We start from the raw sequence: 25,781 nt of genomic DNA, 5'->3' as shown, positions 1-25,781 counted from the left end.
CTTGCGGGGGCAGGATGCGAAGTCCGGTTCGTCTATTCACTTTCATCGTTGCCATCTTCTGCACCTTTATCGCGCTTCCGGCTTCCGCCTGGGAGCACTGGGGCGGCGATCGGGGTGGATCGCGGTTTTCGTCGCTCAACCAGATCACGCCTGATAATGTCGGCAATCTGGTTCGCGCCTGGGAGTTTCGCACCGGCGATCTCGACACCCGCGCGCCCGAGGTGATGAAGCGGACCAAGTTTCAGGCCACGCCGCTCTTGGTCGAAGACAGCCTGATCTTCTGCTCGCCATTCAACGAAGTCATCGCGCTCGATCCCGGCAGCGGCGCGCAGAAGTGGCGGTACGATCCGAAGATCTCGACCAATCAACGCCCGGCCAACCGTTACAATTGCCGTGGCGTCGCCTATTGGGACGACGACAACGCGGCCGGAACGGCCGCCTGCCGCGCACGAATTTTCATGGGCACCAACGACGCGCGGGTGATCGCGATCGACGCCAGGTCCGGCATTCCCTGCGCCGATTTCGGCGCCAATGGCGAGATCAAGGTCGAGACCGGCATGCCGCTGGAGTGGCCCGGCGAATTCCAGATCACGTCGGCCCCCGTCATTATCCGCGACACCGTCATCGTCGGTTCTGCGATCGCGGACAACCGCCGTGTCGAGGCGCCCCCCGGCATGGTGCGCGCCTTCGATGCGCGAACCGGGCATCCGCGCTGGAGTTTCGATCCGCTGATGCATAGCGGCGTCTTGGCCGGCCACGCCAATGTCTGGGCGCCGATGTCCGTGGACGAGGAGCGCGGCCTAGTGTTCTTGCCGACGTCCTCGCCGAGTCCAGACTTCTGGGGCGGCAAGCGGCCCGGCAACAACGACTACGCCAATTCGGTGGTGGCGCTGCGCGCCGAGACCGGCGAGCGGGTCTGGTCGTATCAGACCGTGCATCATGACGTCTGGGATTACGACTTGTCGGCGCAGCCGACGTTGTCGCGCATCGATACCGGGGAGGGTCCGCGCGACGTCGTGATCCAGCCGACCAAGCAGGGATTTGTGTTCGTGCTCGACCGCGATACTGGCAAGCCGGTGTGGCCTGTGGAAGAGCGCGCGGTGCCGCAGGGCGGCGCCGAAGGCGAGCAGCTCTCGCCGACGCAGCCGTTTCCGACCCATGTGCCGCCGCTGCTGTCGCAGCAGATTTCGGCCGACGACGTGTTCGGCCTGATTCCGTTTTGGGATAGCGGGGCCTGCCGCGCGAAGGTCGCAGCGGCGCGCAATGATGGAGTTTATACGCCGCCGTCGACGCAGGGCACCGTGGTGTTTCCGATGACCGGCGGCGGCGTGAACTGGGGTGGTGCTGCCTTCGATCCCGTCAACCAGATCCTTTACGCCAACATTTCGCGCGCGATCCATATCGTCAAACTGATTCCGCGTGAGGCCACGCAAGGGTTCGAGCCGCCGCCCGGGCACGATTTCGGACGGCAGCAGGGCGCGCCGTTTGCGATGACGCGGGCTGTCGCCACGTCGCCCCTGGGCCTGTTGTGCAACAAGCCGCCGTGGGGCGAGATGGTCGCGGTCGATCTGAAGGCGGGCAAGATTCTCTGGCGTTCGCGCGTGGGCACCACCGAGGACCGCGCGCCGCTCGGCATCGCCTTTCCGTTCGGCACGCCGCTCGTCAACGGCGTTGCGATCACCGCCGGCGGTCTCGTCTTCACCGGCGCGATGGATGCGTATCTGCGCGCCCTCGACGCGCGATCGGGGCAGGAGCTGTGGCAGGGCCGGCTGCCGGTGCCGGGCGTCGCCAATCCCATGACGTATCTGTGGAAGGGCGAGCAATATGTCGCGATCGGCGCCGGCGGTCATTCGGAGTCGGGCACCACGATCGGCGACAGCGTGGTCGCGTTTCGGCTGGCGCGGCCGGGTGAGGCGCCCTCGCTGCGGTCGCGCACCATCGACCGGCCCGGCGGGCGATTCATGAGCGGGGCGATCGTGGTTGGGTTTGTGATCGTGCTGATGGCGATGTTGGTCTGGCGCTGGCGGCGGAGCAGGGTGGGGAGGGTGTGAGCGGACCATCGTCGTTGCGACCGAAGCGAAGCAATACACTCTTTGCGGCTGCATGGATTGCTTCGCTGCGCTCGCAATGACGGTTGACATACCTTCGTATTCTCGCGGCGCATTGCGTCCGAGGTTTGCATCTTGGTTTGCCCTCCTCTGAAATTAGAGGGCGCAGGGAAGACCGGGTGCTTGCTGCACCCGCGGTCTCGCGTGCGATTTGCACTAAGTAAAATGCACACGAGCATACAGGGCAGCGGAACACTCCGGCCTTCCCTGCGCAATGGCTTTACGGCTTACTTCGTGCTCTTCCCGGAGAACGGCTCTTTTGCCTCCGTCGCCCGCGAGAAGTTTTGTTCTCTTGGACTTAACGCCAGCACCGCGGCGTCCGAACCACACGACTTCGCCGTACGCTCAAGCTGCACACGTCAGTCGCAGCTCTCGCGTCCATCGCATCTCACCGCACGTTCGTGACGATGGCCAACGCCCCTCATCCGCCGCGAGACGGGCGGAGTTATGCGGTTGATTTGGCCTGCGTGTTAAGCGGAATATTTTTGCGCGAATGGCTGGACAGGTTTTGACTGATTTGCCCGTCGTGTTGTTTTGTCGCAGTTGCGCGCCGAGATTGCGCTTGCGTGCGAAGCAAATCAGTTCGCAGTCCGTAAGGTGGGCAAAGCCACCGGGTCGCGCGAATGCGCGCCCGATGACAGGCTCCGCGTGCCCGCCATTTCGAAGCGCGATCGGTGATAGATGGTGGGCACGTCGCTAGCGCTCCTTTGCCCACCCTACGAACTGCCAGCTTCTCAAGATAGTTCACGACAGAACAGAGGGGGCAACGTAGGAGATGGTGGCGGCGCATTTTCATGCGGCAGCTTTGGACCGGGCTGCGTTGCCCCCAACTCCTCTCGATGGTCATAGGCGCTTGCTGCAAGGTGAGATTGTTCGAACGGCCTTGTGCCAGAAAACATCAGCCATTCCCGCTCCTTGGCCAGCAGCCTCCCCGCGGCAGCAATTTACCGCGACAAATGCCGACAATCGTGCAGTCCGGAGGTCGCCGAACGCGGGCCGGGTGGACTCTTTCCACGCGTTGACCAATATTCTCCGTGCGACGTCAAGAGATTAGCGGATGTCTTGGTGTTTGCAATGATTTTGGACAACCACGCATCCATTGCCTTGCTAACGGACCTGCCGCCGACAAGGCGTCAAACGCGGGCGGCAATCGCCGTTGTCGTTATAGTGGTGGTTGCTTTTTCGTTAGTGGCCCCGTTTTCCGGCAGGCAGGCGGCAGCGCTCAATGCATTCTTTCCCTCGCTCGACGCGATTGTACTAGTCACTGACCTGATCACAGCCGTTCTGTTGTATGCGCAATTTTCGATGTCCCGTTCGCGCTCGCTCCTCATACTGGCGAGCGGTTACTTCTTCACGGCATTGATCGTCATTCCCCATGCCCTGACGTTTTCGGGCGCCTTCTCGCCGACAGGCCTCTTCGGTGCCGGCCTGCAGACAGGATCATGGCTTTTCATCTTCTGGCACATCGGCTTCGCCAGCGCTTTGCTGGGTTACGCGCTATCGAAGGACATGACGCGCGGCAGGCTCGCTGCCGAGACAGCGGTTGTGCGTGAGATCGGCTGGAGCGCGGTTGCCGTAGTTGCGTTGGTGAGCGGAATTACCTGGCTAACCACAGGAGGCGAGGCGCTGCTACCGCCGATCATTCTTGATGCCTCACGGCTCAGTCCCTTCGTGATTTACCCAATTTGGTTCACCATCCTGATTACCGCCGCGGGGCTTGTCATTTTGTTATTCCGCCGGCGTTCGATACTCGATCTTTGGCTCATCGTGGTGGCAGCGGTGTTCATTGGGGAACTGGCCTTCAGCGGCCTGCTACCAACTGTTCGTTTTAGTGTTGGCTTTTACGCGGGGCGCGTGTTCTCGCTCGTTACCTCAAGTGTCGTCCTGATCGTACTGCTTGCAGAGACGACATTACTCTACGTTCATTTGGCTCGGTCGAACAATCTGCTGCAGCGCGAGCGACACAACAAGCTCATGAGTATGGAAGCAATGGCCGCCGCGATCTCACACGAGTTAAACCAACCGATCGGAGCAGCTCTATTGAACAGTGAGTCAGCGCTGATGTGTCTTAAGTCGACGCCGCCGGAAATTGACGAATCCACGGAAGCTCTTGAGAGCATTGTCGAGAACACCATGCAGGCCAAGGCAATACTCAGCAACCTTCGATCCCTGTTTGGAGAAGCGGAGCTGACCAGAGAACGTGTCGATCTAAACAGTCTCAGTCTCGAGGTGCTGCAAGCACTGAGACCGAGTACACAAATCCGCCTCGATATCAGAACTGAACTGGCAAGCCGGCTGCCGCCCGCTCTCGGTCACAAAGTTCAATTGCAGGAAGTTGTTACAAATTTGATCCAGAATGCGGTCGATTCAATGAATTCGGTAGTTGGACCTCGGGCGCTGATTGTGCGAACAGAACGGGAAGGCGACAACAAGGTCGCGATCGCTGTTGAAGATAGGGGGCCAGGTGTTCGTCCGCCGGATACTGAAAACATTTTCGATGCTTTCGTTACGACGAAGCCAGATGGAATGGGTTTGGGACTCGCCATCAGCAGGATGATTGTCGAGCGTCACGAGGGTACGTTGTCTGTTTCGAGCGCAACCCCGCACGGAGCCATATTCCGGGTAACGTTGCCGGCGGCATAGCCGTTCCACAGCCTATCCAATCGCGGCGGAGTCAGTTTTCATGGGGCGGCGCTTCCTGAAAGGCTCGGCTTCGACCGTTTTGCTTCTGAGGGTGCCGTTCCACTTGGCGAGCACTGGTAGAGCAATCCCTTAACTTCATCAGGCCGTCGGTGACCGTCCGGCCCAGTTGCGCAATCGCTTCGTCGGTGAGGATCGATCTCGCGTTTCCGATCCGGTCAATGCTGACATTCAGGACGGTTAGCGCCTCCCTGAGCCGCGCCAACTCGGGTTGAAGGGCCGGACGTTCTCCAGCCTTGATCTCCCGAAGCGTGCTGCCAAGCGTGCGAACTTCCGCGGTCAGGTTCCGGATATTCGCCAGTACGCCTCTCTCCGGCAAGTCGACTTTCGACAGCACGGCCTCAGTCATCGTTGTCGCGACGTTTTCGGCAAAATGGTTGATGCGACCAATCGCGACGAGCGCAACAATCGCGGCGACGATCACCAGGATCGCCGTCGCATTGATCAGTGCCAGCAGCAGCTGCCCAGGAAGCCTCCACAGTCGCGCGGAAATCCCATTGCCGTCGGGCTCGGCCATGGTTGCCTCCAATCGTTTGTGGTGCCGGGCTCGTCGTTTCTCGACGGGCGGTGCCGCAAACACCGACGCGCTGCCTGCGGCAGGCGGTTTGATCTAAATCAACACGGGCACTTTGGAACGGCAACCGCATGGGCGTTCACCAGCCTGCGTGGAGTATTGGCCATGAGTGAAATCATCAAATCAGAAGCGATTTCTCGTCGAAGGGCTCTCTCCCTTTTCGGAAAAGCTGCTGCCATTCCCGTCATGGCGTCTGTTGCCGCACTGACGGTTTCCGCTGCTGAGGCTCAGACTGTCGGTATGGAGCGCCGTCAGGACCGACGCGCAGGACGGCAGGACAGGCGTGACGACCGGCGCACCGGGCGCACGGAGCGACGCACAGGCACCGCAGCCGGCGCAAGTACGACTCCTGGCGCAGGTACGACTACCGGCTCAGCCAAGTAAGGTAGAGCTGCGAGCTTTCAATAGGTTGTCCATCCGGTACAGGTCTGGGAAGCTGAAGTTGTCGAAGCTTTGGCGTCCTTGAGACGAACTGGATGGACATCCATGTGCCCGGCTTACGCCGCGTGGTCACGAAGGTGAACTCGTGGCTCTTTTCCACCACGACGAACTTGTAGCTCGAAGGCTAAAAGGTCCCGGTGAACTTGTTGCTGACGTGTTCGCCGTCCGCGTTTGGTGCGTGTTTGGCCCTGAAGCACGCTTGGGCGCGCAATATCTTGCAGAAAAACCTACACAAAACTCAGTCAGGGTGCGAGTTCTGCTCTAACCTCGCCGAGCAGCGCCATGCCACCTAACCGACCCAATTCGTCCGAACATTTCGCGCTCTTGCCGTAGCAGCCGAATGCAACCGCTACGCGTTCCGAAAGCGGTCCGATGCAGGGCAGGCCAGTGTCGCCAAAGGTGGTCATGCAAGGGACGACGCGGCGTTCTTCGAAATTGAGATCACGAATACGGTCAAGGATCTGCGTTTGAAGCCGATCAGCAACCTGAATCGATCCGCCCGATTGAAACCAGTCCTTGATATGCGTCTCGCTTTCGAGCGGAAGATCGACCGGATCACCGCCGAGCTTTAACCAGGTTTGGCCGTCCGGATAGGGGATGGGTGGCAGAATATAGGGATTCTCGCCCTTGGGCCCGATACAACGCATCGACGGCATTCCCGCTAAACGTTGAACCTCCGCCGCACCAAGTCGAAACAGCGCGGCGGTACGCGCATAGACCGTAAAACCCAACGATCGACCGAGCAGTGATTGGGTATGCCCGCCTGCCGCAACGAGAACACGCTCGGCCTCGATACTGCCCGATCTCGTCCGGATCGTCACACCAGAGCCGCTTTCCGAAATCCCCAGAGCAGGTTCGTCGATGATCCGAGCCCCGGCGCGCTCCGCCGCGATCGTCTGCGCCCGGACCAAGCGGCGCGGGCTGATGTATCCGGCATTCCGCGGCTCGAAATACCCCTGCATTCCCGCCGTTGATCCGAGATACGGAAATCGCTCCGCGAGCCCCGTATCATTATATGCTTCACAAGGGATCCCGGCCTCAGCGGTGATTTTGCCAACCGATGCGACGTCGCTGCTTTCGCCAGGGCCAACGTGCAGCACGCCGACTTCGCGGTAGAACTCCACACCGCTTTCCGCTGAAATCTCGTCGTAGCGCGAAATTGCAGCGCAGTTCATTTGCACCCAAAATGGCTCCGGATCGAACCTCCGCGTGATACGGCCCTCATCGTAGTGGCTTCCAAAGACGCCGCTGTGGCGCGAAAGATCTGCCGGCTCATTGGGCCCGATCAGTGCAACATCATGGCCCATTTTGCACAAATGTCGCGCAGCCGCCGACCCGATCAGACCACGTCCGATCACCGCAAGCTTGATCGCTTTGTTAGCGCCCACGATTAACTCCTCCGCTGCAACGCTTTCGGGACTACAGCATCGCGAACGCGCTCGAGACCATCGCCACCGGCTTGTTGTCGGTGGCGGAAAGAAGCGTGACGCGGCCGAAGCTCATGGTGCGCCCGAGGCGGACCACGCGCGCGTCCGCCAGCACGTCGGAGGCCGAGACCGCGCGCATGAAATGCGTGGTCTGGTCGACCGTCGTCATGGCCCGGTAGCCGCGGTTGGCGGCGAGGTTGGCGATCACCGTCGCGGTGTCGGCAAAGGCCATCAGCGCCTGGCCCGAGACCGTGCCGCCATTGCGGCACAGCCGCTCCGAGAACGGCAGGCGCAGGATCGCGCCCGGCTGCCAGTCGGCGGCGTCGCCTGGTCGGGCACAGTCGAAGCGCTCGATCGCAAGATTGAGATCCATCACCCAGGGCGCAAAGACCTCGCCAAGCACCCGCCTGGCGTCCGCGATGCCGAATTCCGTTGCTGGTGGCTGTTGTTGCATGAACGCCCGTTTCCTCGCCTGATAGTGTTGCAGGCCGTATTGTAGTGGTCATTGCGGCGAAGGGAACAGCGCGGCGGGCCACAAATACGGCACGAAATCCTGCGAATTCGGCCGTGCTTCGCGGGGCGCGTCCGCCGCGTCGAACCAAAGGTGGGGGCGCCCGTGCTTGGCGAGGCGGTTGAGCCGGTGGTATCCTTCCCGGAAACGCAAAGTCAGCGTCCCAAAGGAGAGCTTCATGAGAATGCTGAGCGCGGCCGCGGTGGTGGTGTTGTTGACGGTGCCGGCCTACGCGCAGACCCCGAACATCAACCTGATGCCGGAATTCCAGTCCAAATCGCCGGAGGAGAAGGAGGCGGATGCGATCAAGGACAAAGCCTATAGGGAATCCTTGAAGAAGATACCCGACGCCAAGGCCTCTTCCGATCCCTGGGGCACCGTGCGCAGCACGGACACGCCCAAGGCCGCGGCGGCGCCCAAGAAGAGCAAGACCGGCAGCAACAACCAGTAACAGTTTCGCGAAAAGCGGCGAGTAGGATTCGTTCGCCGCAACCCCTATATTCGACCTGTCGTCCTGTGTCTGGAGTTACGACATGGTCTTTCGTCCGCGCGATCTCGCGAGCCGGATGGCCGGCCGGCGCAAGCCGGACGACGGCTATCTGCGCGAGACCTTTACGCTGCCGCGCGACAAGGCCAGAGCGCGGGCGCGCGACTTTCTCGACCGCTATCCCAAGGCGGCCTATATGAGCTCGGTCGAAAGCTGGCGCGAGCTGCCCGATGGCGACATCGAATTCACGATGCGCCGGCTTGCCAGCGCCGATTAGAGCAGTTTCGGTTCTGATTGAATCCGAACCGAAACTTTAGATTCTTGTTTGACGCGTTTTCTTCACGCGAACCGGTCCGCACCTGCGGATCAAGTCCGGGGCATGCTTCGCTAGAAAACGCTATGGGGGTCCACGAAATCACCAACACCTCGATTTTTGCCGGATTCCGATAACTCGGTATTCAGGTATTCCGCCTAGGACTTCTCCGCGCAGGAGAAACCATGACGAGAAACCGCAAAGACCTCGGTGCCCGCAAGTTCGTTCGGGTCGACTTGCGCAAGCCGGGATTCCTGATTCCGGCACCGGATGCGCCATGGATCCAGTGCTACATCCTCGACATTTCCGAGAACGGGGCCTGCCTGGATGTGGGCGACCTCGCGGTGCCAAAAGTGTTCGGCCTTTCGCTGACTGCGGGCGGCGAGGTGCGGCGGGTATGCACGCTGATTTGGCGCAGGGGCGAATTGGTCGGCGTCCGATTCATTTCCGCCCGGGAGCTGCGAAAGGGCGCTGCGCCGGCCGGCGAGCCGGAGGCCACTTCAAAAAAAGCGCACGCCTGACGCTTAATCGGCGTCCTGCAGCGTCTCCGCTACCAGGCGAATCCGGAATACCGGCTTCCTGGATTCGTCCAGCAATTCCATCTGCCACTCGGCGTTTTCGGAGAGTTGGCGGGAAATGTCCGCGATCATGTCGCCGCAGACGCCGGTCATTTCCTTCCAGGCGGCGTTATGATCCGCAAACTCCGCGCCGTCGTTGTTGACGCATGCATCCTCGCCATGTCGAACGCTGAAGAAGAAGATCGGCATGGCAATGGACCAAACGTCAAATGGGCCGCCGTTGGCCCTTGGAATGCGCAAGTGCAGGCGGAGTGGATTCCTGGCGCGCGGAAAGATCAACTCCGGGTTTTTACGGGCATATGCCCGTTACCGGGCATATGCGCCATATCATGATATGGCTGTAACATTATGTAATTACTTAAGATTTCACGGGCGGGCGGCCGACGCAAGGATCCGACGAAGCGGGCTAATCCCGTTCGGCTTTTTTCAGCTCCCGATCAATCCGAAGCTGGACCCGCCGGATGGCCAGCAGATTGAGCTTGGCTTCGGTCTTGCCCGCGATGACCTGGTCGCCGATGCGGAATTGCCATTTCCAAATGCCCGGAGCGACCGCCGTCACGGTGAATTCAACACCCTTGTAGACCATACAAAAATCCCGCCGCGACCCCAACCGCTTCAAATCCATACTTCACCTAAAATTGCAAGAAACAAACAATGCAACTGTATGAGATTTGATCAGGCGCCAGTCAGACGCCTGCGAAGAAACGGATACGAGCCGGGAATAAACCCACGGCCCCGATCAGGACACCATGGCGCGCCGCGTAGTTCAGCTCGCGATCGATTCTTAACTCGATGCGGCGCATGGCCAGCAAGACAAGGCTCGCCTCGGTCTTACCCGACCTGACCAGGTCGCCAATCCGAAATTGCCACTTCCAGAAGCCCGGGGTCTCCGACTTGGTGAGCGTATATTCTACGCCTTTGTGGTTCATGAAAATCCCCCGCACTCCTCCGAGATAACGGCGGCGGAACCACAAAGTTCCATATTCCATCTGCTGACATTTGCCGCACCCCGGCGCGGCAGAAATCCTGGCGCTGTATGCGTTCCAACCCCGCAGGCGCGTCCGAATTCCCCCGCCGTCCCCGTTTGCGCGCCGCTGAAAAGCACTGCGCCGCGCAAGCGGAGTATGGTCGCTTGGCGGCGCAGGCCTATTCCCCGAGTGATGCAATGTCCCAGGCAAGGTTTTGTCTGGATGGCGAGAAAAAGGTTCAACGCGCTGGGGGCGAATTTGCCGGGCAATTTGCACGCTGAAACGGGGCCTTGCGGCAGACGTATCTGCTCGCGAGGGCGGGGGTGGTCCTCCAGATTTCCCCGCCGTCGGCGACCTCGCTGCATAGCAGCCCCATGCGGCGGGGTCGTTTTGGCTGGGGCGACCCGCGCTTGCAGGGAAAGGCCGCTGCTGCCGGCGCCTATTCCTGGCGCGTTGGATAAGGCTGCCGCGGCGGCATATGGGGTCTGGAGGGCGCGTCCGGCCGGACCGGCTGCGGCACCCGCGAGGGCTCCGGAGTGCGGCTGAGGCTCAAGCGCCGTGTGAGGAGATGGGCGCCATGCTGCTGAAGCATCGGCAGGGTGGGAGCGGGGGTGAGGGCAACCTGTATGTGCATGCAGCAAGGCATAGCGTGCGCGTCTTGACGGCCGGTTCAGATGAAACTGCAAGCACGCCTAAAATTGTAAGCGACGTCGCCCAAGGGGCGTCCAAGGGGCGTCCAAGGCATGAGACGTCGCAAGGCATGATTTTGCAGATCGACCAACAAACGATGAGACCGCCGGTTCGGCGGCCTCATCGCGAGAGCTAGCTTTCCGGCTGCTCTACGTCAGGCGGCCGGGGGCTGGCGTCCGGCGCCTCTTCACTCCTGGCCGAAAGGTCGGCGGCCTTGTCGAGAAAGCCCGCGGCGACGTCCGGATCCGTGGTGGCCATTGCAAATTTCAAAAAGGTTGCCGCTTGTTCCGTTAGATATTTTTTACCCGGCACAATTCTGGTTCCCCGTTAAACTACCCGTCGTCGCTCCTGATGCGATTACGCACTGCGGCGGAATCAGTTCCGGCGGAAAAGTACAAAAATGGACTCAAGACGGCGGAGATATGGAGCGTTCGCCATGTTCGTGCCGGGCCTTGAGGGCGGGCGTTCCGAGCCGAGCTGCCGATTTCGGTATCACTCGTTGCCCAGGAGTTTTCCGGTTTCCTTGTGGATGAAATGAAGCCGGGTGCAGGCGAGGCAGACGACGGACACATAGGAACTGGCGGAATTGGAACTGGCGTCCCCCGGCGAGGCCGCCGGAAGCCAATGCTGTACGTTGGTGCCCAGCCGTGGGCATTTGAAAAGGATGTGTCGGCCCATCCGCGGAAACATGCCGAGCCCTGCGCGCCGGGTCACTTCCGTATGGTTACGTAGCTGGAGCCGTCCGGCTGGAAAACATCAAAAAATAAGCCGCCCTGTTGGGCGGCTTTATGAGTCTAACCATTTTGATGATCCATCTCGAAGGATGGTCCGCTACGGCTATTAGCGATCGATGACAGTCTTGTTACAGGCCTCCGCCTAACTGTGAAGTCCGCCCTTGTAGACGGGAATTTGTAGTTCTGCTGCCCGCTCCTGCCGTTCCTTCCTGGAAAATTCACGCTCGCGCTGCTCGAAGGCGGCCAGTTCCTTTTGCGCCGTCTCAAGAAAACGGTCGCGTGGTGTTATTGCCAATTGAGTGTGTCCCGTCATTTACGCACCCCGTCGATTGACCCCAAGCCTCGATTCATACTTAAGCCGGCGGGCCGCGTGAAGGTCCGCGCCCGTAAAATTACGGAATTATGAAAAGTCGGGAAACTGGCAAGTCTGCTTAAGGACACCAGTGGCCAAATTTCACGTGTCCAAGGTACCGGCTGAAATAGGCCCGCTCGCAAAAGGCAGGCCTGAACGAAAAAGGCCGCCTCAGTCGGCGGCCTCCGCACTCCTTGATTTTATTGTCCATAACTTCGACCTCGGCGTTAGCAGGCGGAGCGGCATTGATATCCCAGCGACTCCGCCAGAGCGGCTCCATTCGAAGCTGCGAAAGCCATACAGATTGCTGAACCTGCAATGGAGAGACTTCACGGGCGTTGCCTCTATCTTCTTGTGAGGCAGTGAAGGCTAAGCTCAAAATCAAATTAGGCCACCGTTAACTTCAAAACCGGCTACCAGGGGTTGAAACAGGCCATTGCCATTTCCGGGAAAAAGAACATATTGCGAACATAGAACAAACGTGGTACGAAATTCCTATACACCGTCGAATCCTAAAACCTTCCATCGCCCGTTTGTCCCGCTCGCGAATCCCCGCCATAAGGAGCACGTATTATGTCCGCCACTGCCCTGCGTATCGTTGAAGGATCCTCCATGGATAAGACCAAGGCCCTGTCTGCCGCGCTCTCCCAGATCGAGCGCCAGTTCGGCAAGGGCTCGGTGATGAAGCTGGGCAAGAATGACCGCTCGATGGATATCGAGACCATTTCATCGGGCTCGCTCGGGCTCGATATCGCGCTCGGCGTAGGCGGGTTGCCGAAGGGGCGCGTGGTCGAGATCTACGGGCCGGAATCTTCAGGCAAGACCACGCTGGCGCTGCACACGGTGGCGGAAGGGCAGAAGAAGGGCGGCATCTGCGCCTTCATCGACGCCGAACACGCGCTCGATCCGGTCTATGCGCGCAAGCTCGGCGTCAACATCGACGAGCTCTTGATCTCGCAGCCCGACACCGGCGAGCAGGCGCTGGAAATCTGCGACACGCTGGTGCGTTCCGGCGCGGTTGATGTGCTTGTGGTGGATTCGGTGGCGGCGCTGGTGCCGAAGGCCGAACTCGAGGGCGAGATGGGCGACGCGCTGCCCGGCCTGCAGGCGCGGCTGATGAGCCAGGCGCTGCGCAAGCTCACCGCCTCGATCAACAAGTCCAACACTATGGTGATCTTCATCAACCAGATCCGCATGAAGATCGGGGTGATGTACGGCTCGCCGGAAACCACCACCGGCGGCAATGCGCTGAAATTTTACGCCTCCGTCCGCCTCGACATCCGCCGCATCGGCGCGATCAAGGAGCGCGACGAAGTGGTTGGCAACACCACCCGCGTCAAGGTGGTGAAGAACAAGCTGGCCCCGCCCTTCAAGCAGGTCGAATTCGACATCATGTATGGCGAGGGCGTCTCCAAGATGGGCGAAATTCTCGATCTCGGCGTCAAGGCCGGCATCGTCGAAAAGTCCGGCGCCTGGTTCTCCTATGACAGCCAGCGGCTGGGCCAGGGACGCGAGAACTCAAAAGCCTTCCTCAAGGCCAATCCCGACATGGTCGCCAAGATCGAGATGGCGATCCGCCAGAACTCCGGCCTGATCGCCGAGCAGATCCTCGCCGGTCCCGCCGAGCGCGACGCGGATGGCGAGGAGCCGGAGGCGGCAGAGGAATAAGCTATCAGAAACGCGTCAGGGGTTAAGGCCTGAAACGTGACGGACGGGTGTTGTAGACGTTGAGTTGCCGACGTCTTCAGCGCCCGTCTTGTTAGGTGTAGTGCGGATGAGCGCGATGAAGCCTCTGATCCTGACCGGCTGGTCGGTCCCGGAATTCAACGAACCGGAATTTGCCGATCTCGCGGTTGAATTCTTCTTTCGCTTCGGCTGGGGAGAGTTGCCTTCGCCGGATGAACTCGCCACTTATCTCGGCCCGCGCACGTCAGAAGTCGCACGCGGGTGTCACTGGTCGGATTTTGCCTTGGGGTGGAACCAGAGCAAAAACAGGAAGTGCAGAAATCTCAGTCTGGCTGAATTCTGTCATCAATACGAAACCGTCGAACTATGGTTCGACACGCAGCCCAATGCTCAGTTGAAACTGGTCTGGCTGCTCGACTATTTCCGGTCTTATCCGGAGACGATCGCGAAGTTGAAATTTTGTCTGATTGACCTTGCGATGATCGAGCTTAGGCAGCTCGGCAGGTGGCGGCCGGTGGTTGTCGATGTCACCGAAAGGGAGCTTGAGACGGCAAGCGCAGCCTGGCAGGCCTATCGGGCGCTGACGCCGGAAGCCTGCTTCGAGTTGCTCGGGAAGGATCTGAGCGCGCTTCCGCTTCTCAAACCCGTCCTGATCGATCTGCTCGAAGAGCTGCCGTCAGGTTCGACCGGGCTTGGCGCCACGGAAATGCGGATGCTCGAGCTGATCGCGCGCGGGTACTCGCTCACAAATGCGCTCTTCCATCTCTACCAGCTGCGGCAAACGCGCATCTTCGGCGAGTGGGAATACGGCTACTTGCTGGATGGGCTGGCGTTCGGGCCCAGACCGGCCGTGGCGGGCCTCGACGACACGCTGCGTACGCTCGACCGCGAAAATTTGCGGGACCGGCACCCAGCCTACTTGCGCAGCCGGCTGTCGATCACCGAATTCGGCAGGGCTGTTCTCGCCCACAAAGAAGACTTCAGCCGGCATAATCCAATCGACCGCTGGTGGGGCGGCACCCACCTGACCAACGATCGGCTCTGGTGCTGGAATCCGGCGCTGACCAAGCCCTTCTGCAGGCAGTCTGAACGAGGCGTACCGTGACGCGTTTGATCCTGACGGCAGATTCCTCAAGTGCGGGCTGCGCTGTAACGGCCGGTCTTGCCGATCTGGCGATTGCCATCGAGTCTCGGCTGGTTTGGGGGCCGCCGCGTTCCGATGCGGAGCTTGCGGCATTTTGGGCGGCAAGGACAATGCAAGGGCCGGACTCGCATTGGCTCGATTCTGTGCCGCCGCAGCGCCGTCAGAAATTCGGCATCAAGGATCTCGGACTGCTCGAGGCTTGCGAACGTTGCGAAACGGTCGAACTCTGGATGGAAACCGAGCCGAACGCCCAACTGGTATTGATCTGGCTATTGGATTATCTCGGCCCGCGGGCGAAAACCTTAAGGATAATTTTGCGACACGTGGATGCCTCTCTCGGCGAGGCAGAGCCAGCGCGTCTCGCCAAATCGAAGTTCATGGGCGTCGCCATCACCGATGACCATCTCGAGATCGCAAGCCTTGCGTGGCAGGCCTTCCGGGCACCGACGCCGCACGCGTGGTTCGATCTGCTGGGCAGGGATCTGAGCATCTTGCCGCACCTTCGGCGATGCGTTCTGGAAATGCTCGAAGAGTTACCGGGGCGCGCAACCAGGCTGGGCGCGTCGGAGTTGCGGATGCTCGAGTTGATCTCGGCTGGTTACGTGCATCCGTTCGATGTGTTTCCCCATTATAGGCAGCGCTTTCAGCACCGGGTGTTCGGCTATTGGGAAGCGGGTGCTCTCCTGGAAGGGCTCGGGCTTGCCCCGATGCCCGCGGTGTCGGGCCTCGCGGAATGGCCCTTCACACTGGAGATGCACAATGAGCGTGAGCGACTTGAACGATACAAGGAAAGCCGGCTATCGCTCACGCCGCTCGGCAATGCAATTTTGGCGGGAGCTGAAGATTTCAGCCGCCATAACCCGATCGATCGCTGGTGGGGCGGCACGCGCCTGACCAACGACCGGCTGTGGCGCTGGGACCCCGTCCTGCTCGTGCCGTAGCGGCGTGGCCGTAGGATGGGTAGAGCGAAGCGAAACCCATCACCGTGCCGCACCCGCGGTGATGACCATGATGGGTTTCGCTTCGCTCTACCCATCCTACAAGAGCATCACTCCGCGGCTTGCGCGTAGTCCGCCACCGGCGGGCACGAGCACACCAGATTGCGGTCGCCATAGACGTTGTCGACGCGGCCGACTGGACTCCAATATTTGTCCGTGCGCGAGACGCCGTCGGGGAAACAACCCTTGGCTCGGCTGTAGGCCCGGCTCCACGCATCGTCGGCGATGTCGTGCACGGTGTGCGGGGCGTGGCGCAAGGGCGAGGCCTCGACCTTCCAGCGGCCAGCCTCGATCTCGGTGATCTCGCTTCGGATCGCGATCATGGCATCACAGAAGCGATCAAGTTCGGCCTTCGATTCCGATTCGGTCGGCTCGATCATCAGCGTGCCCGGCACCGGAAAACTCATGGTGGGCGCATGGAAGCCGTAGTCGATCAGGCGTTTGGCGATGTCGTCGACGGTGACGCCGCTGGTCGCCTTCAAGGGGCGGGGGTCGACGATGCATTCGTGGGCGACGCGACCCTTGGCATTCTTGTAGAGCACCGGGAAATGCGGATCGAGCCGGCTTGCGATGTAGTTGGCGTTCAGGATTGCGATCTCGGTGGCGCGCGTGAGGCCTTCGCCGCCCATCAACAAAATGTAGATGTAGGAGATGGTCAGGATCGACGCTGAGCCTGCCGGCGCCGCCGACACCGGTCCTACGGAAGCCGCCACCGCGCCGTCGATGGCGGGATGGCCGGGTAGATAAGGCGCAAGGTGCGCCTTCACGCCGATCGGGCCCATGCCGGGGCCGCCGCCGCCATGCGGGATGCAGAACGTCTTGTGCAGGTTGAGATGCGAGACGTCGGCGCCGTAATCGCCGGGCCGCGAGAGACCGACCTGCGCGTTCATGTTGGCGCCGTCGAGATAGACCTGGCCGCCGTGGCCGTGAACGATCTCGCAGATATCGCGGATATGCTCCTCGAACACGCCATGCGTCGAGGGATAGGTGATCATCACGGCGGCGAGATTTTTGGAATGCTTCTCCGCCTTGGCGCGGAGGTCGTCGACGTCGACGTCGCCGCGCGCGTCGCACGCGGTCACCACCACCTCCATGCCGGCCATATGTGCGGAGGCCGGGTTGGTGCCGTGCGCGGAGGAGGGGATCAGGCAGACCTTGCGATGCGGTTCGCCGCGCGCGGCATGATAGGCGCGGATCGCGAGCAGCCCGGCATATTCGCCCTGCGCGCCCGAATTCGGCTGCAGCGAGATCGCGTCATAGCCTGTGATGTCGCACAGCGCTTTCTCAAGCCGCCTGAACAACACATGATAGCCCTTGGCCTGCTCGGACGGCGCGAACGGATGCAGACTGCCGAACTCGGGCCACGTCAACGGAATCATCTCCGTGGTCGCGTTGAGCTTCATCGTGCACGAGCCCAGCGGAATCATCGCGCGGTCGAGCGCGAGGTCGCGGTCACTGAGCTTGCGCATGTAGCGCAAGAGCTCGGTCTCGGAGCGGTGCGCATGGAACACGGGATGGACAAGGAACGCGCTATCGCGCTTGAGTTCAACGGGCAACGTCTCGCGCGCGGTCAATTCGACCTCCGCATAGGAAAGCATGCCGCCGAACGCGCGCCACACCGCCTCGACGATTTCAGGCGTCGTGGTCTCGTCGACGGCAATGCCGAGCCGGCCCTGACCGATCCGCAGGTTGATCTTCTCAGTGAGCGCGCGGGCGACGATTTCATTCTGCCTGGCGCTGGCCGCGACCGTCACCGTATCGAAGAATGCCTGCGACTGCGCCGCAAAGCCGAGCCTTGCGAGGCCCGCCGCCAGCACCACGGCGCGCCGATGCACGGTCCGCGCGATGTGCGTCAGCCCCTCCGGGCCGTGATAGACCGCGTACATCGAGGCGATCACCGCCAGCAGCACCTGCGCGGTGCAGATGTTGGAGGTGGCCTTTTCGCGGCGGATGTGCTGCTCGCGGGTCTGCAGCGCCAGCCGATAGGCCGGCGCCCCCCGCGAATCCACCGACAGGCCGACGATACGGCCGGGCAGCGAACGCTTCAGCGCATCGCGCACCGACATGTAGGCCGCGTGCGGGCCGCCATAGCCCATCGGCACGCCAAAGCGCTGCGCCGATCCGATGGCGATGTCAGCGCCGAGTTCGCCGGGCGAGGCGATCAGCGTCAGCGCCAGCAGGTCGGCCGCGACGACGGCAAGCGCCCCCTTGGCGTGCAGCGTATTGATCGCCGGCCTGAGGTCGCGCACCGCGCCTGACGTCCCCGGATACTGCAAGAGGCCGCCGAACACCTCGGCCTTGTCGAGATCGGTGAGGGGATCGCCGACGATCACATTCCACCCCAAGGGCTCGGCGCGGGTGCGCAGCACGGCGAGCGTCTGCGGATGCACTTCCGCGTCGACGAAGAATGATTTTGCCTTTGCCTGCGCGGCGCGTTCGGCGAGCGCCATCGCTTCGGCGGCGGCGGTGGCCTCATCGAGCAGCGAGGCGTTGGCGACGTCGAGCCCGGTGAGGTCGCAGATCATGGTCTGGAAATTGAACAGCGCTTCCAGCCTGCCCTGGCTGATCTCCGGCTGATACGGCGTGTAGGCCGTGTACCAGGCCGGGTTCTCTAAAATGTTGCGCTGGATCACCGCGGGCAGGATGGTGCCGGAATAGCCTTGGCCGATCAGCGAGGTGAACACCTGGTTCTGCGCGGCGAGCTCGCGCATATGCGAAAGCACCTCGGTTTCGCTGAACGCGGGTCCCAGATCGAGCGGCGCCTTCTGCCGGATCGAGGACGGCAGCGTCTGGCTCATCAGCTCAGCGAGGCTTTTCGCGCCGACGCTGTCCAGCATCGCGGCGATGTCGCGGGGCGAGGGGCCGATATGCCGGCGCACGAAATCGGTGGCGGCTTCGGCGGTCGTTTTCAGCGGCGCGTTCATGGCGTTCTTCCTTAAGCCGTATGTGCCTTGTAGGCAGCTTCATCCATCAGGCCGCCGAGTTCGCTTTTGTCTGCAATCTTCAGCTTGAAGAACCAGGCCTTGCCGCCGGCGTCGGAATTCACCAGTGCGGGTTCGGCGGCGAGCGCTTCGTTGACTTCGAGCACTTCGCCCGAGATCGGCGCATAGACGTCGGAGGCGGCCTTGACCGATTCGACCACGGCGGCGGCTTCGGCCTTCTTCAAGGCGCGGCCGACCTTGGGCAGTTCGACGAACACGACGTCGCCGAGCTGCGACTGCGCATAGTCGGTGACCCCGATGGTGGCGACATCGCCCTCGATGCGGAGCCATTCGTGGTCTGAGGTGAACAACGTCGTCATGAAACTTCCTCTGGCGTTTGCAGAACTAGCGTTTGTAGGTGTTGGGAACGAAAGGCATGGCCGCGACCTGCAGCGGCAGGCGTTGGCCGCGCACCTCCGCAAAAACCTGCGTGCCGTCGGCGGACAGCGATGTCGGCAGATAGCCCATCGCAACTGGCGCATTGAGGCTCGGGCCAAAACCGCCCGACGTGACCTTGCCGATCGGTTCGCTTGAGGCGGCGTCCGCAAACAGCAGCGCACCTTCGCGCACCGGTGCGCGGCCGTCGGGCCGCAAGCCGACGCGGCGGCGCGACGCGCCTTTTTCAAACTGCGAGAGGATTTTTTCGGCGCCGGGGAATCCGCCGGCGCGGGCGCCGCCGGTGCGGCGGCTCTTCTGCACCGACCATTCCAGCGCGCCCTCGACCGGCGTCGTCGTGGTGTCGATGTCGTGGCCATAAAGACATAGCCCGGCTTCCAGCCGCAGGCTGTCGCGCGCGCCAAGGCCAATCGGCAGCACGTCCGGATTATCCAGCAGCGCCGTCACCAGCGTCTCGGCGTGCTCGGCCGGAACCGAAATCTCAAAACCGTCCTCGCCGGTATAGCCGGAGCGCGAGACGAAGCAGTCGAAGCCTAAGACCTGCCGTGGCCCGGTATCCATGAACCGCATCGCTGATACGTCTGCACAAAATTTGGCCAGCACCGATTCCGCTTTCGGCCCCTGCAGCGCGATCAGGCCGCGGTCAGCCAGCGGATCGATGACGCAGGTCTCGGAGAGATGTGCGCGCAGATGCGCTTCGTCCTCGGCCTTGCAGGCGGCGTTGACGACCAGAAACAGATGATCGCCGAAATTCGCCACCATCAGATCGTCGAGGAGGCCGCCGTCTTCATTGGTGAACTGCGCGTAGCGCTGCCGTCCCGGTGCCACCGCCACGATGTCCTGCGGCACCAGCCGCTCCAGCGCCAGCGCCGCATCGGCGACCTGGCCTGATTTGGGACGCAGCGCGAGCTGGCCCATATGCGAGACGTCGAACAGGCCGGCGCTCGCGCGCGTATGCAGATGCTCCCTGAGCACGCCGGAGGCGTATTGCACCGGCATCTCATAGCCCGCGAAGGGAACCATCTTGCCGCCGCGCGCCACATGGAGCGCGTGCAACGGGGTGCGTTTCAGGTGAGATTCGTCGCGTGCCAGCATCCAGGGACCCTCAGGGGTTCCGGGGACCAGCCCCCGAAAACCCGAAAGAAAGCCCCATCTGTCGCTGTGCCTGAGAGTATTATCCCGTCGGCGGACGCCTTGGGCGAAAGCCGCCCGGCGTCACTTTCCAGATGCTAGTTCGTCACGCGGTTCGTTTGCCTGAGAGTTTCCGGGGCGGTTGCTCCTTCGGCGCCGGCGCTAAAGCCGATCTCTCCCGACGTGACGTCTTACAGATAGGAGGGAAACACAGCCCTGCCAAGCCTGTCAACGCAGCCGCAGCATTATCAACGGGACTTGCGCGCCTATCTTGTGTGCTGCGGCAAGCCCATGATCCGCCTGCACAGTTTCTGGACAGCACGGCGGCCCTTGTCTAAAAGCGTTCCGCCGGAAGATTGGGCTATTTGCGGCCCGACCCGGGCATACTTCCGATTGGATGAACATGAGCGGCGTCAACGAGATCAGGTCGAAATTCTTGGATTTCTTTGCGGAGAACGGCCACGAGATCGTGCCGTCGTCGCCGCTCGTGCCGCGCAACGACCCGACCCTGATGTTCACCAATGCCGGCATGGTGCAGTTCAAGAACGTCTTCACCGGCGTCGAGAAGCGACCCTACCAGCGCGCCACCACCTCGCAGAAATGCGTGCGCGCCGGCGGCAAGCACAACGACCTCGACAATGTCGGCTACACCGCGCGCCATCTCACCTTCTTCGAGATGCTCGGCAATTTCTCGTTCGGCGATTACTTCAAGGAGCGCGCGATCGAGCTTGCCTGGAAGCTGATCACAAAGGAGTTCGGGCTCAAGAAGGACAAGCTGCTCGTCACCGTCTACCACGACGACGATGAGGCGGCGGGACACTGGAAGAAGATCGCCGGCTTTTCGGACGACCGCATCATCCGCATCGCGACCTCGGACAATTTCTGGGCGATGGGCGACACGGGGCCCTGTGGGCCGTGCTCAGAAATCTTCATCGACCGCGGCGAGCACATCTGGGGTGGGCCTCCGGGCAGCCCGGAAGAGGACGGCGATCGCTTCCTCGAATTCTGGAACCTCGTCTTCATGCAGTTCGAGCAGGTGACGAAGGAGGAGCGCCAGCCGCTGCCGCGCCCTTCGATCGACACCGGCTTGGGGCTGGAGCGCATGGCCTGCATCCTGCAGGGCGTTGAGAGCGTCTTCGAAACCGATCTTTTCCGTAATCTGATCGACGCGACTGCTTCGGCGCTAGGCACCGGACCGAAGGAACAGACCGTCGCGTCGTTCCGGGTCATTGCGGACCATCTGCGCTCCTCGGCCTTCCTGATTTCGGACGGCGTGCTGCCGTCGAACGAAGGCCGCGGCTATGTGCTGCGCCGGATCATGCGCCGCGCGATGCGCCACGCGCAGCTCCTCGGCGCGCATGAGCCATTGATGCATCGCCTGGTCTGGGCGCTGGTCCGCGAGATGGGGCAGGCCTATCCGGACCTGGTGCGCGCCGAAAACTTGATCGAAGAAACGCTGCGGCTGGAAGAGACCCGCTTCCGCAAGACTCTCGCGCGGGGCCTCGCCATTCTCGACGAGAAGAGCGCCGGCCTGAAAAAGGGCGACATGTTCGACGGCGATACCGCGTTCACGCTGTACGACACCTACGGCTTCCCGCTGGATCTGACGCAGGACGCGCTGAAATCGCGCGGTATCAGCGTCGACCAGGCTTCGTTCACCGACGCGATGGAAAAGCAAAAAGCCAAGGCGCGCGCGTCGTGGTCAGGCTCGGGCGATACCGCCAGCGAGAACGTCTGGTTTCCGCTACGTGAAAAGCTCGGTGCCACCGAATTCCTCGGCTACGACACCGAGAGCGCCGAAGGCGTGGTCACCGCGCTGGTGAAGGACGGCAAGGACGCCGATAGCCTGAAGACCGGCGAGAGCGGCGCGATCGTGCTGAACCAGACGCCGTTTTACGCGGAGTCCGGCGGCCAGGTCGGCGATACCGGTGTGCTGACGGGCGAGGGCGTCAAGTTCCGCGTCACCGACATGCAGAAGAAGGCCGGCGATCTTTTCGTGCATATCGGCACGGTGGAGCAGGGTACGCTGAAGGTGGGTACAGCGCTGCAGCTCGAAGTCGACCATGGCAGGCGCTCCTCGATCCGCGCGCATCACTCGGCGACGCATTTGTTGCACGAGGCGCTGCGGCAGGTGCTCGGCGACCACATCGCCCAGCGCGGCTCGCTGGTAGCGCCGGATCGGCTCCGCTTCGACTTCGTGCACCCGAAGCCGATCACGGCGGAAGAACTGGCTCGTGTGGAGGACATCGCCAATGAGGTGGTGCTCGAAAACGACGAGGTGACAACGCGGCTGATGGCGGTTGATGACGCCCGCGAAGCCGGCGCGCGTGCGCTGTTTGGCGAAAAATACGGCGACGAGGTCCGCGTGGTCTCGATGGGCAAGGGCCCGCGCGAACAGGGGCAGAACGCGCTCGGCTGGTCGGTCGAACTGTGCGGCGGCACCCACGTGCGCCGCACCGGCGATATCGGGCTGATTACCGTGACGGGCGAAAGCGCGGTGGCCTCCGGCGTGCGGCGAATCGAGGCGCTGACCGGGCGTCATGCGCGCAAGCACGCCAACGATACAATGGCGATTGCCAAGACCGCGGCGTTGGAGCTGCGCACCTCGGTCGACGACATGCCGACGCGCATCGCGGCGCTGATGGAAGAGCGCAAGAAGCTCGAGCGCGATCTATCGGATGCGCGCAAGAAGCTGGCGATGGGCGGTGGCGCCACCAATGGCGGGGCTGTGGCCGGCGGCGTGCGCGAAGCGGGCGGCGTCAAGCTGCTGGCCCGCGCGGTCGAGGGCGTCGAGACCAAGGACCTCAAGAGCCTGGTCGACGACGGCAAGAAGCAGATCGGCTCCGGCGTCGTCGCGATCGTCGGCGTCACCGAGGACGGCAAGGCGGGTATCGTCGTCGGCGTCACCGCCGATCTCACGGCGCGCTTCAACGCTGTGGAACTGGTGCGCAAGGGTTCCGAGGCGCTCGGCGGCAAGGGCGGCGGCGGGCGGCCCGACATGGCGCAGGCCGGCGGGCCCGATGGCGCCAAGGCCAACGCGGCGCTCTCGGCGATCGAACAGGCGATGGCCGGCGCCTGAAGCGCAGGCAGGCTCGGGCGTGGACTCATAGAGCTCCTGATCGCTAGCGCTGTCGCTGCGATTGCAATGGCTGATGGACCAACTTTGCCGAGCAGGATGTGATCCTGGCGCCATCCATCGCCCCTACACGTGGGAGCGGCAGAAAGGCTGACGTCACCTTCATTCGTCACGCTGCAGCCTAATTCGTGGTGATGCTGCAGAGAATCCACGTTGATCGAACCCTCGATGGTGCCGCGAACCTTGCGGGCATCATTTGGTAGCGGCATTCCGGTGGACAACCCGATCGCTGGACTTACGCGACAGCCGACTTTTGGCGTTCAGGCGAGAGGTGCCAGGATGATCTGGTGGATGGTGAAGCGATCTCTATTTGCGTCAATCGTCTTCGGCGCTTCCGTCTGCGTGGCCTCAGCGCAGGACGCCAAGGTTTCAGTCGAAATGATTGGCGTCGGGAGCATGAGTTGCGCGCACTGGCGGTCCACGGAAGAGCACCGACTGGAGGGGACGGTCTGGATTCACGGTTTCTGGACGGGACTTAATTATGTTGCAGCGGCGAGTGGCCAAACACAGCCGAAGATCAATGTGTCGTCGATCGTGGCGGAAGTCGAAAAGACATGCGCTCGGAAAGCATCCCAGACTTTAGCCAGCGCCGTATGGACGACGTATCTCGGGGCCAAGAGGTAGGGACGCCGCGACCTGCCGGGTCTCGGCCAGGGGCCATCTCCCAATCGATCGAACCATGGTCCTGCGCCAGTTCTGATGCCGCTGTTCTCCTGCGCTCAGATGATCCCGCTGCGCGGTATGCAGTGCCGCTTTCGCCATCCTGACTCTGTTGCGGGAACTTAGAGGGTGCGACCTGATGCGGCCGCGGCTCAGGATGGTGTGGTGCACCGTTCTATTGCTGGATCTGTTGCTGGCAATTCGGCCCCGGGGCGAGCATAGTTGCGACGTCACAATTCCGGATAGGTTCGTCGGCGTCGATGATGCGGACTCTCCCGGTCAACGCCGGTGATCTGCGGTTCGGACAACCGGAGTCCTGCCATGTCTGTTACGGCTTCCAGCGAAACACACCTCCAACACACCTTCAATCCTGCTGAGATGGGCGCCATCGCTCATCTCTACCGGGGCGAAGTCTACCGTTCGACGATCTGGAGAACGCGACTCGACAACACGACCAACTGGGCGATCGTCACGATGGGCATCGCTCTGTCGACGACCTTTTCGAGCCCGGAGGCTTCCCCCCTGCCACTCCTGCTCGTAGGCCTGCTCATTGCCGTTTTTCTCGGCATGGAGGCGCGACGTTATCGTTACTTCAATGTCTGGCGCGCCCGCGCTCGATGGATGGAGATGAATTTCTACGCGCCAATATTCACCGGTGAAGCCCGCGACGATAGCTGGCAGATGATTCTCGGGCGCGACTACACGGCGCCCCGCCACCACATTTCGTTTGTCCGCGCGGCGGGGCGGCGGCTGCGTCGCAACTACGTCTGGATTCTCGCCGTCCAGGTCATTGCCTATTACGGCAAGATAGCGATCCATCCGACGCCTGCGTCGACCTTGTCGGAATTTGCCGATCGCGCCGCTGTCGGGCCGATCCCCGGCTGGATTGTTCTGATGGTAGGCCTTGTCTACAATTTCGGGTGGCTGGCGTTTGCGCTCGGCACGATGTGGTTCGACCAACGCCAGCACGGGGCCGCGGGCGACAAGGTGGCGATGGGTTAGCGGCAGCGCGAGGTGCCGTTGCTGATAAACGTGGATAGACCGGTCAAAACGTGCGGAGCGACGCTTGTCAGGCCGTTCCTGCTCGCCGGTGAGGAGATCGAACGGCTACGCCTGCTTATGGTTGATGGTGTTGCAAAAGCCTTTTTGTCGCACCCATCACAAATTTCCCGGCGTGCGGCGGCGGCGATCGAATATTGATGAGGGGTCCACTTCATTCTGAGATAAATCCGTCGCTGCGCCAGGAACCGTTGGGCCGGTGGGGCGTTATATAAGCAATCCCCCAAAAGGAGTTTTCTCATGCGCCAAGAACGCACGCAGGGCGCGCCTATGGCTGCGCGAGCGCCGACCAGCAGGGCGCCGACCGACCTTCCGACAAGTGGTTATGCACTTGTCGTGGACGGCCAAGCGAAGCGAGAGTTCAAGACCCAGGACTCTGCCAATCAAGCAGCGAAAGACTTGAAGAGGCGTTTTCCCAACCTTCAGGTCAAGGTTTATGATGCGGAAAGAAATCGGCTTGAGCAGATCGATCTTGCGCCGGCCTAGTGGTTAGCCTGCCTACTGAGAGACGAGCAACAGTTCGCAAACGACTCGGCCAGTTTCGAACTGGCGCTAACCAATCGAAAATCGTTCTGACCCGAATGTATGGTCCGGCCGCGCGTTGCAAGAGGTTTCGTCAACCTGGCAGATGCGGTCTTGCATCAATGTATCCGGCCTCTGATTGGAGCGTGTGGTGCTCCGGGCCATCATGGATATCAGCGCGCACG

24 protein-coding genes and 1 riboswitch are annotated in these 25,781 nt (G+C 61.8%); of the genes, 13 read left to right on the top strand and 11 right to left on the bottom strand.

Annotation, left to right across the window (positions count from 1 at the left end; translation table 11 throughout):
• Positions 1-14 precede the first annotated feature (14 nt).
• Both C7G61_RS26945 and C7G61_RS26940 read left to right on the top strand, forming a co-directional pair.
• A complete protein-coding gene (locus C7G61_RS26945; protein ID WP_108519715.1) occupies positions 15-2,051 on the top strand; it encodes a pyrroloquinoline quinone-dependent dehydrogenase in 2,037 nt (678 codons plus the stop codon).
• 1,131 nt (positions 2,052-3,182) lie between these two features.
• Positions 3,183-4,751, top strand: coding sequence for an MASE4 domain-containing protein (locus C7G61_RS26940; RefSeq protein WP_108519714.1), 1,569 nt, complete (start codon positions 3,183-3,185; stop codon positions 4,749-4,751).
• A gap of 31 nt (positions 4,752-4,782) precedes the next feature.
• Here the strand turns inward: C7G61_RS26940 and C7G61_RS26935 are convergent, their stop codons facing one another.
• From C7G61_RS26935 to C7G61_RS26925, 3 genes are all read right to left on the bottom strand, one after another.
• Positions 4,783-5,325 (bottom strand): hypothetical protein, encoded by a 543-nt coding sequence (locus C7G61_RS26935; protein WP_108519713.1) that lies wholly within the window; start codon positions 5,323-5,325, stop codon positions 4,783-4,785.
• A gap of 740 nt (positions 5,326-6,065) precedes the next feature.
• Entirely contained in the window at positions 6,066-7,211 is a 1,146-nt protein-coding gene (locus C7G61_RS26930; protein ID WP_202975800.1) for an FAD-dependent oxidoreductase, read from the bottom strand.
• A 31-nt stretch (positions 7,212-7,242) separates the two neighbouring features.
• Positions 7,243-7,704: a PaaI family thioesterase gene (locus C7G61_RS26925; protein WP_108519712.1), complete on the bottom strand. Its 462-nt coding sequence runs from the start codon at positions 7,702-7,704 to the stop codon at positions 7,243-7,245.
• A 235-nt stretch (positions 7,705-7,939) separates the two neighbouring features.
• Between C7G61_RS26925 and C7G61_RS26915 the strand changes: the two genes are divergently transcribed.
• The 3 genes from C7G61_RS26915 to C7G61_RS26905 all read left to right on the top strand — a co-directional run bounded on the left by C7G61_RS26915 (position 7,940) and on the right by C7G61_RS26905 (position 9,082).
• Positions 7,940-8,212: a hypothetical protein gene (locus C7G61_RS26915; RefSeq protein WP_108519710.1), complete on the top strand. Its 273-nt coding sequence runs from the start codon at positions 7,940-7,942 to the stop codon at positions 8,210-8,212.
• Positions 8,213-8,294: 82 nt separating this feature from the next.
• The gene (locus C7G61_RS26910; RefSeq protein WP_025590163.1) at positions 8,295-8,525 is read left to right on the top strand and encodes a hypothetical protein; all 231 of its coding nucleotides are present in this window, start codon (positions 8,295-8,297) and stop codon (positions 8,523-8,525) included.
• A 221-nt stretch (positions 8,526-8,746) separates the two neighbouring features.
• Positions 8,747-9,082: a PilZ domain-containing protein gene (locus tag C7G61_RS26905; RefSeq protein ID WP_108519709.1), complete on the top strand. Its 336-nt coding sequence runs from the start codon at positions 8,747-8,749 to the stop codon at positions 9,080-9,082.
• 3 nt (positions 9,083-9,085) lie between these two features.
• Here C7G61_RS26905 and C7G61_RS26900 read toward each other — a convergent pair whose 3' ends face one another.
• The 5 genes from C7G61_RS26900 to C7G61_RS44895 all read right to left on the bottom strand — a co-directional run bounded on the left by C7G61_RS26900 (position 9,086) and on the right by C7G61_RS44895 (position 11,844).
• Positions 9,086-9,328 (bottom strand): DUF6894 family protein, encoded by a 243-nt coding sequence (locus C7G61_RS26900; protein WP_108519840.1) that lies wholly within the window; start codon positions 9,326-9,328, stop codon positions 9,086-9,088.
• A gap of 217 nt (positions 9,329-9,545) precedes the next feature.
• Positions 9,546-9,725, bottom strand: a complete 180-nt coding sequence (locus C7G61_RS26895) for a hypothetical protein (RefSeq protein WP_108519708.1) — start codon at positions 9,723-9,725, stop codon at positions 9,546-9,548.
• A 100-nt stretch (positions 9,726-9,825) separates the two neighbouring features.
• Positions 9,826-10,068 carry a hypothetical protein gene (locus C7G61_RS26890; protein ID WP_145963694.1) on the bottom strand — a complete coding sequence of 81 codons (243 nt, stop codon included), beginning with the start codon at positions 10,066-10,068 and terminating at the stop codon, positions 9,826-9,828.
• A gap of 861 nt (positions 10,069-10,929) precedes the next feature.
• On the bottom strand, positions 10,930-11,109 hold the full coding sequence (locus C7G61_RS26880) for a hypothetical protein (RefSeq protein ID WP_108519705.1): 180 nt from the start codon (positions 11,107-11,109) through the stop codon (positions 10,930-10,932).
• A gap of 564 nt (positions 11,110-11,673) precedes the next feature.
• Positions 11,674-11,844, bottom strand: coding sequence for a hypothetical protein (locus tag C7G61_RS44895; RefSeq protein ID WP_190242003.1), 171 nt, complete (start codon positions 11,842-11,844; stop codon positions 11,674-11,676).
• A 612-nt stretch (positions 11,845-12,456) separates the two neighbouring features.
• On the opposite strand from C7G61_RS44895, the gene recA reads away from it, so the two are divergent.
• The 3 genes from recA to C7G61_RS26860 all read left to right on the top strand — a co-directional run bounded on the left by recA (position 12,457) and on the right by C7G61_RS26860 (position 15,654).
• The gene (gene recA / locus C7G61_RS26870) at positions 12,457-13,551 is read left to right on the top strand and encodes a recombinase RecA (RefSeq protein ID WP_108519704.1); all 1,095 of its coding nucleotides are present in this window, start codon (positions 12,457-12,459) and stop codon (positions 13,549-13,551) included.
• A 115-nt stretch (positions 13,552-13,666) separates the two neighbouring features.
• Complete coding sequence (locus C7G61_RS26865; RefSeq protein WP_190242002.1) at positions 13,667-14,674, top strand: hypothetical protein; 1,008 nt, start codon at positions 13,667-13,669, stop codon at positions 14,672-14,674.
• Positions 14,671-15,654, top strand: coding sequence for a hypothetical protein (locus tag C7G61_RS26860; RefSeq protein ID WP_108519703.1), 984 nt, complete (start codon positions 14,671-14,673; stop codon positions 15,652-15,654). Before C7G61_RS26865 ends, C7G61_RS26860 begins: the two co-directional genes overlap by 4 nt.
• Before the next feature lie 107 nt (positions 15,655-15,761).
• On the opposite strand, the gene gcvP is transcribed toward C7G61_RS26860, so the two are convergent.
• From gcvP to gcvT, 3 genes are read right to left on the bottom strand one after another with little or no spacing between them, the layout of a single operon-like run.
• Positions 15,762-18,635: an aminomethyl-transferring glycine dehydrogenase gene (gcvP, locus tag C7G61_RS26855; RefSeq protein ID WP_108519702.1), complete on the bottom strand. Its 2,874-nt coding sequence runs from the start codon at positions 18,633-18,635 to the stop codon at positions 15,762-15,764.
• An 11-nt stretch (positions 18,636-18,646) separates the two neighbouring features.
• Positions 18,647-19,012 (bottom strand): glycine cleavage system protein GcvH, encoded by a 366-nt coding sequence (gene gcvH / locus C7G61_RS26850; protein ID WP_108519701.1) that lies wholly within the window; start codon positions 19,010-19,012, stop codon positions 18,647-18,649.
• Positions 19,013-19,037: 25 nt separating this feature from the next.
• Positions 19,038-20,183, bottom strand: a complete 1,146-nt coding sequence (gene gcvT / locus C7G61_RS26845; protein ID WP_108519700.1) for a glycine cleavage system aminomethyltransferase GcvT — start codon at positions 20,181-20,183, stop codon at positions 19,038-19,040.
• A gap of 137 nt (positions 20,184-20,320) precedes the next feature.
• Positions 20,321-20,411: riboswitch (glycine riboswitch) on the bottom strand.
• 211 nt (positions 20,412-20,622) lie between these two features.
• Here gcvT and alaS point away from each other — a divergent pair.
• The 5 genes from alaS to C7G61_RS26825 all read left to right on the top strand — a co-directional run bounded on the left by alaS (position 20,623) and on the right by C7G61_RS26825 (position 25,560).
• Complete coding sequence (gene alaS, locus C7G61_RS26840) at positions 20,623-23,298, top strand: alanine--tRNA ligase (RefSeq protein ID WP_190242001.1); 2,676 nt, start codon at positions 20,623-20,625, stop codon at positions 23,296-23,298.
• Between the two features lie 210 nt (positions 23,299-23,508).
• The gene (locus C7G61_RS26835) at positions 23,509-23,979 is read left to right on the top strand and encodes a hypothetical protein (RefSeq protein WP_145963693.1); all 471 of its coding nucleotides are present in this window, start codon (positions 23,509-23,511) and stop codon (positions 23,977-23,979) included.
• A gap of 357 nt (positions 23,980-24,336) precedes the next feature.
• Complete coding sequence (locus tag C7G61_RS26830) at positions 24,337-25,017, top strand: DUF2270 domain-containing protein (RefSeq protein WP_108519697.1); 681 nt, start codon at positions 24,337-24,339, stop codon at positions 25,015-25,017.
• Between the two features lie 18 nt (positions 25,018-25,035).
• Positions 25,036-25,215, top strand: coding sequence for a hypothetical protein (locus tag C7G61_RS44055; RefSeq protein ID WP_145963692.1), 180 nt, complete (start codon positions 25,036-25,038; stop codon positions 25,213-25,215).
• A 99-nt stretch (positions 25,216-25,314) separates the two neighbouring features.
• Entirely contained in the window at positions 25,315-25,560 is a 246-nt protein-coding gene (locus C7G61_RS26825; RefSeq protein ID WP_244608478.1) for a hypothetical protein, read from the top strand.
• Positions 25,561-25,781 lie beyond the last annotated feature (221 nt).

Origin of the sequence: Bradyrhizobium algeriense (genome assembly GCF_003062295.1) — a bacterium.
Lineage (GTDB): Bacteria > Pseudomonadota > Alphaproteobacteria > Rhizobiales > Xanthobacteraceae > Bradyrhizobium > Bradyrhizobium algeriense.
The sequence above is the reverse complement of the archived record's forward strand: the minus strand, read 5'-3'. Positions and strand labels throughout refer to the sequence as shown.